This window comes from Aliidiomarina soli (assembly GCF_003986975.1).
Lineage (GTDB): Bacteria > Pseudomonadota > Gammaproteobacteria > Enterobacterales > Alteromonadaceae > Aliidiomarina > Aliidiomarina soli.
This window is the reverse complement of sequence record NZ_PIPO01000005.1, coordinates 76,687-94,437: the sequence shown is the minus strand read 5'-3', so window position 1 is coordinate 94,437 and position 17,751 is coordinate 76,687. Positions and strand designations below refer to the sequence as shown.

General features: G+C 51.2%; 17 protein-coding genes and 1 tRNA gene. 9 read left to right on the top strand and 9 right to left on the bottom strand.

Annotation, left to right across the window (positions count from 1 at the left end):
• Positions 1–60: 60 nt before the first annotated feature.
• A complete protein-coding gene (locus tag CWE14_RS11280) occupies positions 61–981 on the bottom strand; it encodes a pirin family protein (RefSeq protein ID WP_126799465.1) in 921 nt (306 codons plus the stop codon).
• 90 nt (positions 982–1,071) lie between these two features.
• Positions 1,072–2,004, bottom strand: coding sequence for a LysR family transcriptional regulator (locus CWE14_RS11275; protein ID WP_241972392.1), 933 nt, complete (start codon positions 2,002–2,004; stop codon positions 1,072–1,074).
• Between the two features lie 85 nt (positions 2,005–2,089).
• Here CWE14_RS11275 and CWE14_RS11270 point away from each other — a divergent pair, with 85 nt between their 5' ends.
• The 5 genes from CWE14_RS11270 (at position 2,090) to CWE14_RS11250 (ending at position 4,725) form a co-directional block, all read left to right on the top strand.
• Complete coding sequence (locus CWE14_RS11270) at positions 2,090–2,929, top strand: pirin family protein (protein WP_126799464.1); 840 nt, start codon at positions 2,090–2,092, stop codon at positions 2,927–2,929.
• A gap of 64 nt (positions 2,930–2,993) precedes the next feature.
• Entirely contained in the window at positions 2,994–3,176 is a 183-nt protein-coding gene (locus CWE14_RS11265) for a cysteine hydrolase family protein (protein WP_241972391.1), read from the top strand.
• Positions 3,177–3,354: 178 nt separating this feature from the next.
• Entirely contained in the window at positions 3,355–3,840 is a 486-nt protein-coding gene (locus CWE14_RS11260) for a hypothetical protein (protein ID WP_126799463.1), read from the top strand.
• Between the two features lie 302 nt (positions 3,841–4,142).
• Complete coding sequence (locus CWE14_RS11255) at positions 4,143–4,418, top strand: type II toxin-antitoxin system RelE/ParE family toxin (RefSeq protein ID WP_198676586.1); 276 nt, start codon at positions 4,143–4,145, stop codon at positions 4,416–4,418.
• Complete coding sequence (locus CWE14_RS11250; RefSeq protein ID WP_126799462.1) at positions 4,402–4,725, top strand: hypothetical protein; 324 nt, start codon at positions 4,402–4,404, stop codon at positions 4,723–4,725. Before CWE14_RS11255 ends, CWE14_RS11250 begins: the two co-directional genes overlap by 17 nt.
• Positions 4,726–4,839: 114 nt before the next feature.
• On the opposite strand, the gene CWE14_RS11245 is transcribed toward CWE14_RS11250, so the two are convergent.
• Positions 4,840–4,915: transfer RNA gene (locus CWE14_RS11245), tRNA-Ile, on the bottom strand.
• Between the two features lie 176 nt (positions 4,916–5,091).
• Here CWE14_RS11245 and CWE14_RS11240 point away from each other — a divergent pair.
• Complete coding sequence (locus CWE14_RS11240) at positions 5,092–5,550, top strand: hypothetical protein (protein ID WP_126799461.1); 459 nt, start codon at positions 5,092–5,094, stop codon at positions 5,548–5,550.
• A 76-nt stretch (positions 5,551–5,626) separates the two neighbouring features.
• On the opposite strand, the gene CWE14_RS11235 is transcribed toward CWE14_RS11240, so the two are convergent.
• Positions 5,627–8,614, bottom strand: a complete 2,988-nt coding sequence (locus CWE14_RS11235; protein ID WP_126799460.1) for an ExeM/NucH family extracellular endonuclease — start codon at positions 8,612–8,614, stop codon at positions 5,627–5,629.
• A 284-nt stretch (positions 8,615–8,898) separates the two neighbouring features.
• On the opposite strand from CWE14_RS11235, the gene CWE14_RS11230 reads away from it, so the two are divergent.
• Genes CWE14_RS11230 through CWE14_RS11225 form a run of 3 tightly spaced genes read left to right on the top strand, consistent with a single transcriptional unit; the run spans position 8,899 to position 9,778 of the window.
• A complete protein-coding gene (locus CWE14_RS11230; RefSeq protein ID WP_126799459.1) occupies positions 8,899–9,390 on the top strand; it encodes a hypothetical protein in 492 nt (163 codons plus the stop codon).
• A gap of 1 nt (position 9,391) precedes the next feature.
• On the top strand, positions 9,392–9,562 hold the full coding sequence (locus CWE14_RS14710; RefSeq protein WP_157981811.1) for a hypothetical protein: 171 nt from the start codon (positions 9,392–9,394) through the stop codon (positions 9,560–9,562).
• A 9-nt stretch (positions 9,563–9,571) separates the two neighbouring features.
• The gene (locus CWE14_RS11225) at positions 9,572–9,778 is read left to right on the top strand and encodes a helix-turn-helix transcriptional regulator (RefSeq protein ID WP_126799458.1); all 207 of its coding nucleotides are present in this window, start codon (positions 9,572–9,574) and stop codon (positions 9,776–9,778) included.
• Positions 9,779–9,837: 59 nt separating this feature from the next.
• Here CWE14_RS11225 and CWE14_RS11220 read toward each other — a convergent pair whose 3' ends face one another.
• From CWE14_RS11220 to CWE14_RS11200, 5 genes are all read right to left on the bottom strand, one after another.
• Positions 9,838–12,417 carry a TonB-dependent receptor gene (locus tag CWE14_RS11220; RefSeq protein WP_126799457.1) on the bottom strand — a complete coding sequence of 860 codons (2,580 nt, stop codon included), beginning with the start codon at positions 12,415–12,417 and terminating at the stop codon, positions 9,838–9,840.
• Between the two features lie 228 nt (positions 12,418–12,645).
• Positions 12,646–14,481: an RNA polymerase sigma factor RpoD gene (gene rpoD, locus CWE14_RS11215; RefSeq protein ID WP_126799456.1), complete on the bottom strand. Its 1,836-nt coding sequence runs from the start codon at positions 14,479–14,481 to the stop codon at positions 12,646–12,648.
• A 126-nt stretch (positions 14,482–14,607) separates the two neighbouring features.
• A complete protein-coding gene (gene dnaG, locus CWE14_RS11210) occupies positions 14,608–16,356 on the bottom strand; it encodes a DNA primase (RefSeq protein WP_126799455.1) in 1,749 nt (582 codons plus the stop codon).
• Between the two features lie 189 nt (positions 16,357–16,545).
• On the bottom strand, positions 16,546–16,761 hold the full coding sequence (gene rpsU / locus CWE14_RS11205; RefSeq protein ID WP_126790183.1) for a 30S ribosomal protein S21: 216 nt from the start codon (positions 16,759–16,761) through the stop codon (positions 16,546–16,548).
• Between the two features lie 151 nt (positions 16,762–16,912).
• Positions 16,913–17,617, bottom strand: a complete 705-nt coding sequence (locus CWE14_RS11200; protein ID WP_126799454.1) for a flagellar brake domain-containing protein — start codon at positions 17,615–17,617, stop codon at positions 16,913–16,915.
• Positions 17,618–17,751 lie beyond the last annotated feature (134 nt).

Genomic DNA, 17,751 nt, shown 5'->3' with positions numbered 1-17,751 from the left:
GGTCAAGAGTCGAGAACTTATTTGTCAGACGCAGACGAAGCTATAGCTAGTGCACTGCTCTTATTCTGGCAACGGAATAAATTCACTATCATCCCCTGGAACCTTGGCAAAGCGTTCCGCTTTCCAGTCGCGTTTAGCTTGTTCGATTTTAGCCGGATCGGTAGAAACAAAATTCCATTCTATATGACGAGGCCCGAGCCCTTGACCACCTAGTATAGCGATTTGGGTTGTCTCTAGTGCTTTGACAGTGACAGCACCGTTCTGTGTGTTAAACACCAGCATCGACTGGGTCTTCATTTCCGTGTGTCGGGCAAGCAGACTACCGGACACCACATACACCGCAAGCTCATCACTGACCGGTAGTTCAAGCTCCTGACCAGTACTTAAGGTGGCCTCAACATACAAAGTATCGCTGAAGGTTTTTACTGGTGATGTTCGAGCATACGCCTCCCCCATCAAAACTCTGACTCGCACGCCATTCACCTTAGTAGATGGAATATCACTGGCCGCATAATGATGGAATTCAGGCGAGATGTCTTGATTCTGCTCTGGCAGAGCCAACCACAATTGCAATCCATGTAGCTCTCGTTGCTGCGCTTGCTGTTCAGGCGTTTGTCGCTCTGAATGGACAACTCCTGAGCCGGTAACCATAAGATTAATCGCACCAGGCTCGATGGTTTGATGACTGCCCAAAGAATCCCTGTGCACAATTTCTCCCTCAAACAGATAGGTCACCGTGGCAATCCCGATATGCGGGTGTGGCCTCACCTTGAACTCATCACCCGCGGCAAAGGTGGCAGGCCCCATATGATCAAAGAATATCCATGGGCCAACAGATTTCAACAATGCGTTGGGCAATAGTCGGCGCACACAAAACCCACCCAAGTCTTTCTCGTGAGGCTTGATGACCAGTTCAATGGCGTCACATGCAGCGTTCTCAAATTGACACGACAGCTCGGTCTGGTTGCTAAGGTTACTCATGCTCTACCTCCTTTTTTCTCAGCTTAGCCAGTTATTAACCTAGCCACCAGTCTTACCAATGGAACGCTGCGTTGTGTTGGATGCATACCACTAGCGCTCTTCCATCTCGTCATAACGAGCGGCCAGGAAGTCGATCAGAGCACGCACGGAAGGCAACATGCCCCTGCGCGAGAGAAAGACAGCATGAATGACTTCGGTTCGTGGTCGCCAGCCTGGCAAAAGTTGAACTAGACGGCCTTGGGCTAAATCGCCGTCGAGCATGAGTGAAGGGAGTTGAACTATCCCTACCCCCTTGAGCGCCGCTTGTTTAAGAGCGAGCATATCTGTGGTCAGATAACGTGGCTTGAAAGTTATGGTCGTTTGATTGTGGTGTTCGTCTTCCAGTTTCCAGGCGTGGTTCTCGTTCGGCATGTCACGCGCCAACGCGGGATACTTCACCAGATCAAGTGGAGATAACGCCTCGCCGTAGCGCTCCCGTAAGCCGGGCGATGCCACCAGGCACTGCTCTCGCTGAGACAGCACTTTAAGCACTAAATCACTGTCTTCTAACGGAAAAGGACGTACCCGTATAGCCATGTCATAGCCCTCACCGAGCACATCCACGCGTCGGTTGGTCGCGTCCAGCTCCACCGTTACTTTTGGATAGGCGAGCATAAAGTCGGCCAGCAAATCTCCAACATGGAAGTTAAGCAGGCCGATAGGACATGACAGCTTGATGGTCCCGCAAGGCTCGGATTGCATAGCGGCGACAGTCTCGATTGCGGCTTCAGCCTCAATCAGCATCGCGCGGCAGTGCTGATAAAACTGTTCCCCCACCTCGCTAATGACAAAAGCTCGCGACGAGCGAGCCAGCAGACTGACCCCAAGCTCGTCCTCTAGTTGACGCACCCGCCTGCTTAAGCGCGACTTAGCAATGTTGAGCGCTCGCCCAGCGGGAGCGAACCCGCGATGTTCGACCACCTTAGAAAAGTAATATAAGTCATTCAGATCATGCATGTGAGTGCCGCCGCTATTTCGTTCCATAAGTAGAACGTTAAGTCCTTTTGCAGCACCTATGCAAGCGTTCGTGCCAAATATAACCTTTCAACATCACTAAACGGGAGGTTCTATGAGAACAATACGTCATATTCACACTGCAACTGATGCCCACTGGGTCGGCAATGGCTTCCCGGTCAGCACCATGTTTTCTTATTTTGAGAACCCGCAGGCGGTGTCGCCATTCTTATTGCTGGACTATGCAGGCCCCGTCCAATTCGGCCCTGCACAGCGCGCTCGCGGTGTCGATAGCCATCCGCACAAGGGTTTTGAAACCGTCACTTTGGTTTACCACGGTGAGGTTGCGCATCGCGACAGCACCGGGCAAGGCGGCGTTATCGGCCCTGGTGATGTGCAATGGATGACTGCAGGCAGCGGCATTTTGCACGAAGAGTTTCATAGCGATGCCTTCGCTAAAAGTGGCGGCACCTTAGAAATGGTGCAGCTATGGGTCAACTTGCCTGCCGAGCACAAAGCTACACCTGCAAACTACCAGAGCCTTGAAGCCGCCACCATGCCGTTTCATCAATTCGACGCGCTTGAGTCGTCGTACCGGGTCGTGGCCGGCACCTTCAATGGCGTGACCGGGCCTGCACGGATTATGAGTGACTTATTGGTGATGGACTTAAATCTGGTGGCAGGTGAGTCCATCGAGTTGCCATTTCCTAAGCACTGGAACCTGATGATGACGACCTTAACTGGCACTGTGCTGGTGAATCAATCTGAGATTGTGCGCGACGCCTCTTTGGTCAGCTTCGCCAATCACGGTGACAGCATTCATCTTGAAGCCAACAACGACTCACGCCTATTGGTGACCGCAGGTGCGCCACTTAACGAGCCAGTCGTTGGTTACGGACCCTTTGTGATGAATACAGAAGAAGAGATCGCACAAGCGATCAAAGACTTTGCATAAAGAGCTCTGGCCCGCTTTTTAACCTTATGACAGTCGGTAACTCGCCATCACCAGGAGAAAGACAATGAATGACTACCCACGCCTGAATAAAGACGATGCCGCGGTGCTACTCGTGGACCACCAAACAGGTCTGCTGTCGCTGGTTCGCGATATTCAACCAGACATGTTTAAAAACAACGTATTGGCGCTGGCTGCATTGGCTGAATATTTCAAATTGCCAACCACATTCCAGATTACCGAAACCTGATTAATAGCTTTAATACTATCTCAGGTAAGTAAGGCGATTGAGCCTGGCTCCTTGAGTCAGGCTCAATATCGTAGAGGTGATATATGGCCGACCATGCGGCTTTTATTGTCTATCACGAGGTTTTACCGCAAGACCAAACCGCAACTGAAAATCAGCCGGCCGAAAATACCAGTGCATCATGATTCGACGAGCACACTTTCTGGCCACCCCAAAAGAGGTTGGCTTCAGTGAAGCATTACTGAACGAGATTCTTGATGACTTCGCTTCGCGGACAGAGCAGGTTATTAGTCGGGTTGCTAAAAACTTACCTAAAGACCTTCCGGCGTTTATTTTTGAGCTGCCTATGCATTTTGCTCAGGGTGACGGAGGCTTTCATCAGCTTGAGCCCGCTGTAATTTTCTTGCCGAATGCTGAAATGCTCCAATTAACCATGCAAGGCCGCGTGATCGATGTTCGCAACGCGCCGGCACTTGCCGATATGCGCGACCCGATAGAGCGCAGAGCGACATTTAGCTTTTGGAGTCAATCCCCAATGACTACCATGGATGCGCTGAAAAACATGCACGACTTAGACCTGCAATTTGGTCAATCGGTTATTCAGTCACCGGCGGGCTGGATCCTTGATCCAGACTCGACTAATGAACATCTTCGGATTATTTTCTAGCCTCTGTCAGGTCATTCTAATCCGGCAGCCTCGCTCATCTCACCAGCGCCTCCCATGCGTCTACTGCAAGGGCGCGCGCTTAAAATCGCTCTTCGATATCAATCCCAACCTGCCGATTCCTCAACAGTCAGCTTAAATGCTTCATACAACACTGATCCGAACTAAACCATAACCAAGACGCTGCTGGCCGATCTTAAAACTCATTATAGCCTTTGCTCAGCAACGAAACTGAGTAAAAGCTATAGATTAGCTTGATTAATAACATATACGTTATTATAGTTTGAATAACAAAGGAGTGTAACTTGGCAGCGATACCCGTAGTCGAGCGGAAAGCTCAAGAGTACAAAGCCCAGGATGACAGCGCCCCGTTTCGGGATTGGCTGGTCAACTTAAAGGATGCCAGGGCGAAAGCTAAAGTCACTAAAGCGGTCACCCAAATGGAGGCTGGTAACTTCGGAGACCATAAGGCGATTACTGATGGTAACGGCTTACAGGAGCGCCGAATCGATTATGGGCCAGGATACCGCATTTACTGCATTACAGAAGGTGAGGTAAAAGAAGATGGCTTTAACTCGTGAGTTTAAAGATACAGTCATGGAGTTATGTAAAGACCCCGAATACCGCAAAGGATTGCTGCTGGAAGCGCTAGAGTCTTATCTTGAAGGTGATATTGTCGTTGGCAATTCTATGCTGCGAGATTATCTCAATGGGACCCAGGCTTTCGATGAAGTAGCAAAAGCACTGCAGATGCAGGAACCTGGCCTGCGCCGCATGGTTAGTCCTAGTGGTAATGCCACTGCAAAAAACTTGTTTCGCCTCTTTAAAATCTGTCAGGACCGTGAAGGCATTCACTCTGCTGATGAGTTTTTAGGTCACGTCGCCTAATGCAGGTAGCTGCTCAGCATAATCGACCGCCCTTCTTAGACGCATGTAAGGCGGTGCGATTGCTACATATCCGCTACACAAAGCCAAAGTGACATAAGGGAGTCACTGAAAAAATGGTGGCCCCTCCCAGATTTGAACTGGGGACCAACCGATTATGAGTCGGGTGCTCTAACCACTGAGCTAAGGGGCCGTATGCTGCGAAGTTGTGGGCCTGTTGCCGGAACTTCTGAAGGTAGGTGCTTGAAAACAAGCGGTGGGAGTATAAGGGATGGGCGGCGGCTGGTGCAACTTTTACCTTGTTATTTAACTGTTAATCGGTCACTATTTGTGCATCGTAGATGTGAAGTTGAAAAACAGGGAGATCTCATGCGCGAACTACCACTGTCTATTCAACGGGCGCTTATCCGCCGCCTCGCGCTGACTGCGCTTGCCAATATCCTGGTTATCTCAGGCCTTGCCTCCTATCCCTGGGCTCCATTACTGATGGGCTTAGGTTTTTCGCTGATGATATATCTTAACTACGGGTCTGATTTTGCCATACGTATTCGACGCTTACGCAAAGAGCACGGGCTGGGTCAAAGTTACGTCAAGTACGTTGAAAATTTGGTTGCGACGTTCCTTATCATTGGTCTTCCTAGCTCTGCCATAGCCCTGTTTGCTGCCGGGCACTGGTTTCAGGTGACAGCCTCCACGGTCGACATACTGTTCTACCCGTCTCTCATAGTGATGTGCGTTTTATTTGCTGTCATCTTCTACGTACTGCAGTTACCGGCCACTTTTTCAGACCAAACGCTGCGTGAACGTTTCATACGCTCAAGGGCTTAATTCGAACCACAAACCTGGGTCTACAAAAAAGCCGCTCAAACGAGCGGCTTTGCTATGTCGGATACTTGTATCACTATCAACACTGCGGGCTGGATAACCCACGGCCGCGAGACTGCTGCGTCCGTAAGCCTATGCCGGGGTTGCAACGGCGTACGTTGAGGTCGATAAGTAGCGGGTCATGGTCAGATGAACGGAACTCGTCGGACTGATAAAAGCTTGCAGGCTTTTGCAGGAAACCGCCGGGTAGTTCGCCTTCACGGTAGTTAAACGCAGGGATCTCGTCACTGTTAATCGGCCAGTACTCAGCCGCAAGCACCTGCTGTGCCAGCGACGGGCTGGCTAACCCATAATCGAGGCTACCTGCCTGACCAAAATAGGTGTAGCTGTAGTAGTCGGCTTCGCCGTCATTCTCAGCCATAGCCAGATTAACGTAGCCGGCATCATACAAGGTGGTCAGCGGGTCTTCCTGCGCATAGGCGTTGAAGTCACCCAAAATCAGATGATTGGCTGTGCCAGCACCTGTCGGATCATCCGCTAACCAGCGTGCCAGTGCCGCGGCTGACAAGGTACGCCACTGATTCCAGCAGCCCTGACCGTCGCCCGAGTCGGCATCTGGTCCGTTGTCCGACGGGCAGGACCCTTTCGAGCGCAGGTGGACGTTAACCGCTGTAAAGCGCCCACCATTTCGGGTGGCGAAACTTTGCGCCAGGGCCGGACGTTGCCGTGAAGTGTCAAAGTCTGGGTCAACGCTGGAGTCGAGCACGGCATAGTCGCCAACGGGTTCAACCCGGCGCGAGCGATACACAAACGCATTTTTAATCGCATCGGTGCCAATTTCGCCGGTGGCAAGGTAGTGCCAGTTGTCGTAAGGGTTGGCGTCATTTAATGCGCTGACCAGTGTGTCCAGGGTGCTGTCATTGGCGTCGTTTTCAACTTCAACCAGTGCCACAATATCAGCGTCCATTGCACTAATGGCTGCCACCAGTTTCGCCAGCTGCCGCTCTAGTTCGCTGCTGGTGTTGGCGCCGCGACATGACAAGTCATTCGGTCCACAACCTACACCAGGTCCCTGTAAGGTGGTAAACAGGTTTTCCACGTTAAAGCTGGCGATACGCAGTTGGCTACGGCGTCTTGGCGCTTCGTGACGTGGGTTGCTGTTGGTTATAAATTCAGGTTCGGCCAATGCACGTACCCGGTACGCGTCGAACGCAAAGCCCATCAGTCCATCAAACCCGGTCTCAAGGGTGTATCCCGCCCGAATTGGGTTGCTGGCGGACAGTTCGTTGACACCATCGGCACCAGTCAGAAAGGGTAAACGGTTTGAGCCGCTGCGTGCGTTGTCGATAAGTAGACGGTCAAGGTCATTGGCGGCCTGCAGCGCCTGCGCTGGCTCTCCGGGCGCGACCAATTGGGTTGGCTGGTACAGGCGTTGCGAGGAAACCTGAATTTCACCAAAACGAACCGCATTGTAGACATCAGTGACCACAAGCTCCTGCCCGGTTTCTACCCACATGCCTTCGAGGGCTTCAAATTCAATCGAATCAATAACCGGCAATTCAACCAGTGCCGGGCTCACGTGATCAAGGTGATTGCTGGCACAGAGTTCGACATCGCTGACCGTACCCAACTGGGTTTCGGAAAACTGCTCGCTCACCACCCCGGCGACGCGAACAATGTCACCGCGATAGACATTGCGGCCAAAGTTGTCGTCGTGGACGAAAATGCCTTCTGAGGTGAGCGGGTTGTCGTCCTGCGCCGCGTCCGCCATTTGCAGGAAGAAACCGCCTAAACCGCCGTCTTCGGTGCTTTGGAACGAGCCGGTCACGACCCCTTCAAGATGCACAAATGCATTTTGCAGCGGGCTTTGAAAGCCTTCGCCCTGGACATAGTGAATGGGTGTCGCCGGCGCGCCACAGGCAAATTCGTCCGGCGTATTCAGTTCAACTTCCGCCGTTAGTTCAATGCCGCTAACCCGCCAGGTGCCACAGTCACCATCCTGATAGCTAAAACGCACGGCGATATAACCGTAGCCTTCGATATCCTGCAGCTGTTCGAAGCCATCAAACCGCTGAGGGACGTTATTCTGGTTAAAGTCATCGCTGTCGATAACAGTGAGCAACTGCCACTGTTCAGGGTCGATCTCGCCCTCACCGTTGTAGCTTTCGCTGTAATATATCTCCAGCGGGTTATCACCCGGGAAGCCGCGCGCAATATCAAGCGCCAGGCGCTCATCAAACTGACGCGAGAAGTCAAAACGTGGCGATATCAGCCAGTTTTCATTGGACTGGCACTGCCCACCCACATAAGGTGCCAGGCTGATATTGTCGAAGTCGCCGTCCCACTGCCAGCGCTCGTTGCCACTGACATTGACCTCATACCAGCCCTGGTTAAAGGGGTCGCTGCTGAAATCATTGTCATACACAGTAATACGATCAGCGTCAGCCGCGTTGGTTGCACTGACAAGCAGGTTGTCAAAGCGGTTGTTGCCATTCTGGCTGGATGCACCATCTAACGTGATGCGGAAATAGACGTTGGGCTGGTCGTTGAGTGCTGTGACTGCAGACAGGTCATAGTTCTCAACCGACCACGACGACCCCAGGGCGCCGGTATCGGTTTCGACCACGGTGTAGTTGCTGCCGTCTACCGACCAGGCAAACTCACGACTGTCAAAGCCGGTGGCGGTACCACGCTGAGCCCAGCTTACGTGGATGTCCTGTAATTCAGTGGTGTCCACCTCCATTATCACCGACATGCCGTTGTTGCTGTTGCCAGCGCCGCCCTGGGGCGACAGCGAGCCGCCAGAGCCAAAGCCCGGCAACGCGTTGCTGGTTGAGCCTGCGAAGCTCTGGATAAAACGGTAGGCACCGTCCTGCACGTCATCATTGAAGTTGCTCAGGTACAGACTGCCTTCACCGACATCGGCAGGCATGGGGAATGAAGCTGGCGTGAATCCGTTGCCGCCGTCGACTAATTCGTTGTCATTCTGTGCCCAGTAGGCAATGGGCTGTGACGCGAACGCAGGCGCGCTCAGCGCCAGGGTAGCGACTGTGAGTAAAACTCTCATCCGTATTCTCCGGGTTTTTATAGTCATGATGCAAAGCTACTCGTCGTACCCCAAAACCCTGATTTAGCTTCGCAGCGATTCAAGCCTCAAGATGTTAACGCGTTGTTATGTCTTTTAGGTGACAGATACACATCCAAAAAGAGCTAAAAATGGGCTAGTTTTAAATTCTCATTAAAATCAAAGGGTTACCAATAAAAACCCAAACGATGTAACCTTAGGGTTCCAATCGCAAGATATATCGCTTATTCTTGAAACCCTAGGGTTACATAATAAGGAGAAAAAGGATGTCTAAATGGTCACCCAATGCTCAGCTCGCGGCCTTGCAGTTTAGCGGGTTAGTTTCACTTGTTTTAGCACTGCAGTTTTTATACATCATCGTGTTGAACGTCATCACAGCCGTTTCACCAAACGACGCTATCCTACAAAGCTTTATTTTCGAGCATTTTAAACTTATACCCGTGGTTCTTGGTCTGTTTTTTCTATTTCGCTATCTGCTTCAGCTTAAACAATTTAACGTGGTAACGAATTGGAATTCAGTACTTATGATTCTAAGAGATGAATACGCATTGAGTGTCTATCGGGCTGCAGGATCAAAAACCTTCACCGTTAACTATTTTGTGTGCTTCGGCTTTTTATATCTCAGCTTGCTAGAATTTAACTCATCAGCAGTAACGACTTTACTAAACGCGCAGACAGTGTCAGCGACTTTAATGTTCGTCAGCTCCCTTGTTTTCGGCTGCCTTCTACTTACCCAACTGCATGAAGAGGACGAATAATATGCTGACGTCACAAGCTATTACTCATTTAAGAGCCAGCGCACTCAACATCAGAATGATGAGTGCTACGTTTGGCAGTCATCCACTTGCACCTGCTGCGCTTCTGGTGGCGAAATTTGTTTTGCTCGTCATTATTACTTATGTGGTTTGGTCCGGTCTTAAATGGTTTTAAGGGAACATAATGAATGACCATGTTCTGAATAAGATACCTGAGTGGCGTAGTAGAGCAGGCCTGTCCCAACAAGAGCTTGCTGACGCTATTGGGGTGTCCCGCAAAACCATTAGCACAATCGAGCGGCGTAAATTCACTCCTTCAGTGCAAATCGCTTTGAAGCTAGCCCGGTATTTCAAGTGCAGTGTCGATGAGCTGTTTGAACTTGGCGAATAAAAAAAGACCCCGCGAACGGGGTCTTCTCTACCAGGGAGGGTAGAATCGGTTGGTGAACGTTAGAAGCTGTAGTTCACCCGGGCGTAGAGGAAACGCCCGCGCGGGTTGTGCACACCTGAGGCGTAGCCGTAGAGGTCGCCGTCGCCGTCACCAATTGCAAACGGAGGATCTTCATCCAGAATGTTGGTCCCACCGACAGAAAGCCGTAACGACTGATTCACGTCGAAACGGAACTGAAGGTCGAGTAACGCCTGTGCGCTAATGTCGCGTACGGTGGTGGTCTCGACATCCTGTGGCGACTTGTAGTCCTGGAATTCGCCTATGTAGCTGACGCTTAGGGTGGCGCCCCAGCGATCACGAGTCCAGTCGGTGCTGGCGATCCAACGATGTTCCGGGTAGTTGTACTCACCCAGATAATCGATGCCATTGCGTTCAAACGTGGTCATCCACGACCAGTCAAAGCCAAAACGGAAATCGCCGTAGTCATTTGCCGGTAGCCGATAACTGGTTGAGAAGTCGATACCCGCCGCTTCCTGAGAGCTGATATTGACATAGCTGTTGAACAGAGTAGACAACTCACCCAGCTCGTCACCCGGGTTTGCTGGCAGGCGCACACAGACGGTGCTGTTCTGGTCGTTGCAGTTTTCGTTGTAAACGGTTTCGAAGTCGTTGCGGTCAATTTTGTTGTCCTGAGTAATTGACCAGTAGTCTACAGTCAGATCCAACGCCTCATTAACCTGCCACACACCCCCTATGTTCCAGCTTTCAGACTCTTCTGCTTCCAGGTCATCATTGCCGCTAAAGACAATGGTGTAGTCCGTGGAACCACAGGCCGGGTTGTTCGGGTCACCGTCCGGACAGCGATAGGTGTCGACGAAGAACTGCGAAACCTGAGATGGCCCAAGACCAATTTGAGCCAGTGACGGCGCACGGAAACCTTCGCCGTATGCAGCGCGAAAGCGCAGGTCATCAGTTGCCCTATACTGAACTTTGAACTGTGGATTAAAGGTTGAACCAAAGTCACTGTAATCGTCGTAGCGACCTGCCACTGACACTTCGAACGCATCACTTAACGGCACCAGGAACTCTGCATAGGCGGCCCACTGATCACGCTTGGCTTCAGCCTGCACTGACTCAGTACCAAAAATCAGCCCGCGCTGGAACTGGTCATCCGGTTGGTCAAACACGTCTTCTTCGCGGTATTCAAAACCAGCCGCCATTTTTACCGTATGGTCACCCAGCTCGAAGGCATCACCGGCAATGCTGCCATCCACCGCGGTAATATGTGACTTACCACGACGCACCAGCGATGTGGTAATGGCGTCAATAACTTCAGGTGAGTTGATAGTACCGCCGAACGGGTTGTACCGGCCGGCATTGATTTCTTCCTGCAGTAAATCGGTGCGCACCCACCCCTGATCCCGGCTCCCGGTTTGCAGGGCAGAGTTGCGTCCTTTCTGGAACGAGAGGTCCCAGTTCCAGAAGTTAATATCACCACGTAAGCCAGCGACCAAACGCAGGGTGTCTGACTCGATGCTCCAAACCCGTGGCCCGGCATCAACCGTGCGATGACGGTTAATCAGCAGGTCTTCACCAAAGGGGTTATCCGGATGATCTCCAGGGACGGTTAATCCCGCGTCTGCATCCAAAGGTGTCGCAGCCCCACCGGCCTTAGAACGGTTATGTTGCACATTGAATTCGAGATAAGCTTCCACGTTATTGGTCAGACGCTGGTGCGCCAATAGCATCGCGCCGACCCGCTCTGATTCCGGTATGGTCATGGTAGCCGGACCGTAGTCGTACACGCATGAGACGCCAAAGGTGCTGTCTTCCGGGCAATCCGGGTCGACCACCACTTCGCCGTTTACTACATAGTTACCCGGGAAGCCGCGTGAGGAACGAAAATCATTGCCGCCCCATGGGGATTGATCAGCGGTGCCAAAACGGCCCATTTCAGCTCCCATGATGGAGCTGTTATTGAAGTAGTCAAAAATAATGGTGGTGTTGCTGTCCATGTCGCCGGTGCCCCAAACGGCACTGACATTGGTTTCGTCGTAGCTCGGGCCAGTGGTACCACCATAACTGGCAGTCAGCTCAGTGCCTTCAAAGTCGTCGCGTAAGATAATATTGACCACACCCGCAACGGCGTCCGAGCCGTAAATCGCGGATGCGCCGTCCTTCAGGATCTCGACCCGTTCAATGGCGGCCACCGGAATTGAATTAATATCAACGAACGAGTTAGCCACCCCTTCGGCAAACGAGGATACCGCGACACGGCGACCGTTAATCAGCACCAGTGTAGCGTCACTGCCAAGGCCCCGTAAGCTAACGGCGGCGCCCCCATTGGCGGTTGAATCCTGACTGTTGCCACGGGTTGAGAACGTCCCCACCCCTGCCGAAGGCATTCGCTCAAGCAACTGCTGGAGGTTTTTGTAGCCGGAGGAATCGATCAGGTCGCGGTCAATAACCGTTATCGGCGACGCACCCTCGATGTCGGTACGGTTAATACGGGAACCCGTCACCTGAATACGTTCTACCGATTCTGCATCGGTATCTTGTTGTTGAGCCAGAACAGCAGGTGAGGAAAGAACAGAGGTTATCGCTACAGCACAAAGCGAAAATCGGAAGCGTGATTTCATCTTTGTTATCCTTGTTTTTTTGTGGCAGAGCCATGTATTTTCGTAACGTGCAAGTTACTTGTTACATTTTAGTAATATTTACACAACGGTTGTTATGTAAATATTCTGTCAAAAACAAAAATAGCTAACATAAAAGAAATGAATATCAGACGATCGTCTAGTTTAAGGCAAAAAAATACCCGCTATAAAGCGGGCATTTTTCAACAGAAAACCTGTTTCTGCTTGATTCTATTCGTCGAGAAAGCTTTTCAGCTGTTCGCTGCGACTTGGGTGACGCAGCTTGCGTAGTGCTTTGGCCTCGATCTGACGGATACGCTCGCGGGTAACATCGAACTGTTTGCCCACTTCTTCCAGCGTATGGTCGGTATTCATATCGATACCAAAACGCATGCGTAACACTTTCGCTTCGCGAGCGGTCAAGCCACCCAGAACTTCACGCACCGCGTTCATCAGACTTTCTGAGGTCGCAGCATCGACTGGTAAGTCGAGTGTGGTGTCTTCAATGAAGTCACCCAAATGCGAATCTTCGTCATCGCCGATTGGGGTTTCCATTGAAATCGGCTCTTTCGCGATCTTCAGTACTTTGCGGATCTTGTCTTCCGGCATCAGCATACGCTCTGCCAGTTCTTCCGGTAATGGCTCACGACCCATTTCCTGCAACATCTGCCGTGAAATACGGTTCAGTTTGTTGATGGTTTCGATCATGTGCACCGGAATACGAATGGTCCGTGCCTGGTCGGCAATAGAACGGGTAATTGCCTGACGGATCCACCAGGTTGCGTAGGTCGAGAACTTGTAACCACGACGGTATTCAAACTTATCGACTGCTTTCATCAAGCCGATATTACCTTCCTGGATCAGGTCGAGGAACTGCAAACCGCGGTTGGTGTATTTCTTTGCAATCGAAATAACCAGTCGCAGGTTGGCTTCAACCATTTCTTTCTTCGCCCGGCGTGCTTTCGCTTCACCGATCGACATACGACGGTTAATGTCTTTCACTTTGGTAATGGTCAGCCCGGTTTCTTCTTCCACCGCCACTAACTTACCAATGCAACGCTCAACTTCGTAGCGTTGTTCTTTCAGCACAGCCGAGTAGTTTTGCTTCGAATCAACTAACTGCTCGAACCATGCCATTGAATTTTCATTGCCTGCAAAGGCCTGAACAAAGGTGCGCTTTGGCACATTCGCATGCTCGATGCAGAGCTTCATGATCAAACGTTCCTGAACACGGACACGATTCATCATCGCGCGCATGTCGGCCACCAGGCGATCAAACTGTTTTGGTACCAGGCGGAACTGTTTAAACAGCTCGCTCAGTTCATCGATTTCAACCCGAGCACGCTTGTCGTCACGACCATGCTTAGCGATAACCTGCCGAGTGGTCTCGTACTGATCACGTAGGGCAGTAAACTGCTCGCGGGCAAATTCCGGATCAATACCGGTATCTGCGCTGTCTTCATCGTCCTCATCGGAGTCATCGTCGCCGTCTTCGTCTTTCAACTGTTCGTTGCTTAGCTCTGAACCCACGTGGGTTGCACTAACAGGCGCTTCATCAACCTCGTTCGGGTCAATAAAACCAGAGATGATTTCAGTTAGACGGATTTCTTCAGCTTCGTAGGCATCCCACTGTTCAAGCAGGAAGTTAATCGCTTCAGGGTACTCTGCAACAGAGCACTGAACCTGATTAATACCCTCTTCGATGCGTTTAGCGATGACGATTTCGCCTTCGCGGGTTAACAGCTCTACCGTACCCATTTCACGCATGTACATGCGTACCGGGTCCGTAGTACGACCAATTTCGCTTTCCACAGTCGCAAGAGCGGCCGCTGCAGCTTCTGCTGCATCTTCGTCCGCGTTGTCTTCACTCATCATCAAGTCATCGGCATCAGGTGCGCTTTCAAACACCTTGATACCCATATCGTTGATCATCCGGATAATATCTTCGATCTGATCCGAATCAACGATATCTTGTGGTAAGTGGTCATTCACTTCTGCAAAGGTTAAGTAACCTTGCTCTTTACCTTTAGCAATAAGAAGTTTTAATTGCGACTGCCGAGTCTGCATACAGACGATCACCTCAGAAAATGACTTGAGAATTCATGGAATGACCAAGCATTATACCAAAATATACGTTTCCGGGCCAGTTTTAGTTTAACTTTTGCCCTAACCCAAGCTAGGTAAAAGCGCTTTCTACCGGCCTTTCAGTAACTTCAGTAACTGCTCGATTTCCGTAAGTTTTTCACGGGTTAGTTGTTCCCCGCTTAACGACTGCAAAACCTGCAGCCGTTGTTCCAGATAACTGTCGATGAGGAACAAATAAGTTTCCCCGAACTCCTTTTCCACGTTCTCCTCAAGCACTCCGTGCTGCCAGCTTGCTAAACGCCGCAAACTGTCTGCGTAACGGGTATCGCGCCAGCTTTCCATTAATTGCGCGGTGCTGAGGTCTTTTTCATGGCACTGCTTGTGCAACGCGACGAATATTTTGGCGCCATCCATATTCAGGTCGACCAATTCGTCGTGGACCGCTACTGTTTTCCCCAAATAGGGGTATTGCACCAGCAGGCCCATCGCACGCAATACCGGCGTCATCTGTTTCGATGTGCTCGCCGCTGTACGTTTAGTGGAGCCGGTGACCGCTTTTTTCAAGCTTAGACTCTCAACTTCTGCGTTGCGGCCAAGTAATGTATTCAACTGAGTGCGTAATTCTGCTTTAAAATTATCGCTTAAAACCCGCTCAATCAGACTCTCCGCCTGCCCTGCAAGCCCGGTACGGCCAGCTGAAGTGCCAATATCATGCAACGTTTTTAAATGGTCGAAAAAGTAATCGGTCAGCGGACGAGCATTCTTTAACTGTTTTTCAAATCCCGCCTGACCTTCGCGCTGAACCAGGGAATCCGGATCTTCCCCGTCCGGCAAAAATAAGAAGCGCATGTCGACGCCGTCTTTTAACAGCGGCAGTGCGTTTTCCATGGCTCGCCATGCCGCATCCCGGCCAGCACGATCACCATCAAAACAACACACCACCACAGGGCTGTGGCGGAACAGCAACTGCAAATGATCGGAGGTCGCCGCCGTTCCCAGCGACGCCACCGCATTGGTAACGCCATGCTGAGCCAGCGCCACCACATCCATGTAGCCTTCCACCAGCACCACACTTTCTATTTGCTTATGAGCCTGTTTGACCTGCCAGAAGCCATAGAGCTCGCGACCTTTGTGAAAGATCCGGGTTTCCGGCGAATTCAGGTATTTGGGTTCGCCCTGATCAAGCACCCGGCCCCCAAAGCCGACCACCCGGCCACGTCGATCACGGATCGGAAACATGATCCGGTCACGGAAAAAGTCATAACGCCGCCCGCGATCATTCTCTGTGATCAGTTTCAACGACAGCAATTGCTGTTGCACACTCTTGTTGCCACCAAATTGCTTTAGCACCGCGTCCCAGTCATCCGGCGCATAGCCGATATCAAAGGCTTTCACGGTTTCGCCACTGAGCCCACGGCCTTTCAGGTAGCTAATAACCCGGTCTTTTTGCGGGTGGCTACGCAATTGTTGGGCAAAAAACCGGGCACAGCTTTCCATCAGTGCGTAGTCATCGGCCTGTTGCTGTTTATCAACTGGTTTGCCAGTCCCACTACCTTGTTCACGGGGCACTTCAACCCCCATCATCGACGCCAGCTCTTCAACCGCATCCGGAAAGTCGAGGCCGTCATACTCCATGATGAAATCAATCGCATTACCGTGGGCACCACACCCGAAGCAGTGATAAAACTGCTTGTCAGGGGCGACGGTGAAGCTGGGGGATTTCTCATTATGGAACGGGCAGCAGGCCTGGTAGTTGCGGCCTGCTTTTTTCAAACGGACACGCGAATCTACCACCTCAACAACATCAGCGCGGGCGATTAGATCCTGAATAAAGTCTTTTGGAATGAGTCCAGCCATACCCTTACTTTACTCGCTTCATTCGATGAAACCTAGCGTTGCCATTCTCAGCCAACTGCTTTGCTAACGTATTCCCTAAGGCATTCCCTAAGACATAAAAAAACCGTGCCTGGAGCACGGTTTTTCTGTCTGCCTGGCGGCTTTTTCAGCGCCAGAGCAGGACGCCAGAAAGACCCCAGAAAGAAAACCTTAGTACAAACGCGTACGGCGAGCGTTTTCGCGCGACAACTTCTTAGCGTGACGCTTTACCGCAGCTGCTTTCTTACGCTTGCGCTCTGCAGTTGGTTTTTCAAAAAATTCACGGCTGCGAACTTCTGACAACACACCTGCTTTTTCGCATGAACGCTTGAAGCGACGCAATGCTACGTCAAACGGTTCGTTTTCTTTCACTTTAATTACTGGCATTAAAATCTCACCTCAAGATACTTTGGCTGCTGGTTAACTTTTAACCACTACGAATAAAATTGGTGCTGAATTTTAAACAAATAACCCTGTGCTGTAAACCCCAAGATCAGAATTCGATCTGGGTTAGCATTAAGTTGCTCAAAATTCTGTGCTATTCACCGCGTAATACGGCTTTAATATGACGGGATGCAAGGATCAGCTGACCCAATGCCTGCGCATAATCACGGTTACGGGTATCGACTGCAATACCGAAATTAAGCAAGCCACTGTCGGTCACCCGGCAACTTTTTGCTTCACCCAATACGCTGTTTAACGACTGGCCTTCGTCAAATAATTCAAGATCGACCAGCTTATTCATAAAAAGCTCGCGCACAAAGGGCAGTTTCTCTGAACTTTCAAAGGCAATTCCGGTGCGCGACAAGTCGGTCACCCGGCCTCGTAAGCCCGTAAAATCCGCGGGCACGCCCGACGGCTTTGGAAGCTCCGCGGCGAAACTCAGCTTGGCGTCAATATCGACCTGAATGCGTGGCACTTTGCGCAGTGAACGCTCTTCCAGCTTGTCAGGCGCCGACAAGTAAAGCTGTCGATAAGGTTTCGCAACCATTCCCAGCACCCGGCTTTCAGCGGCGAAGACCTGACCCGTTGCCAGCACTCCACGCACCACTACAGATGTCGCGTTATAGAACCACTCCTGCAGATCACGCCAGGTATATTTGCGTGGTAAATCGATAACCAGGTATTCACCTTCCCGCTGTCCAACCCAGGTGGCTCTAATCCGGTGGCTTTGCATCCCCATTACAACCTCGAGATCGACGGGGATAGACTTCATTGCCACGGACATATTTAACTCGGTCATTCCTTTCCCTGTACTACCTGCAATAGAACCCTATTGTCGGTGCGATTGTTGTCTATATCAAGCACCTTATCGAAAACATAAAAGACGGGGTTAAAAAACTTGCAGAGGCAGGAGTGAGGGCAGCGGTGGCACGT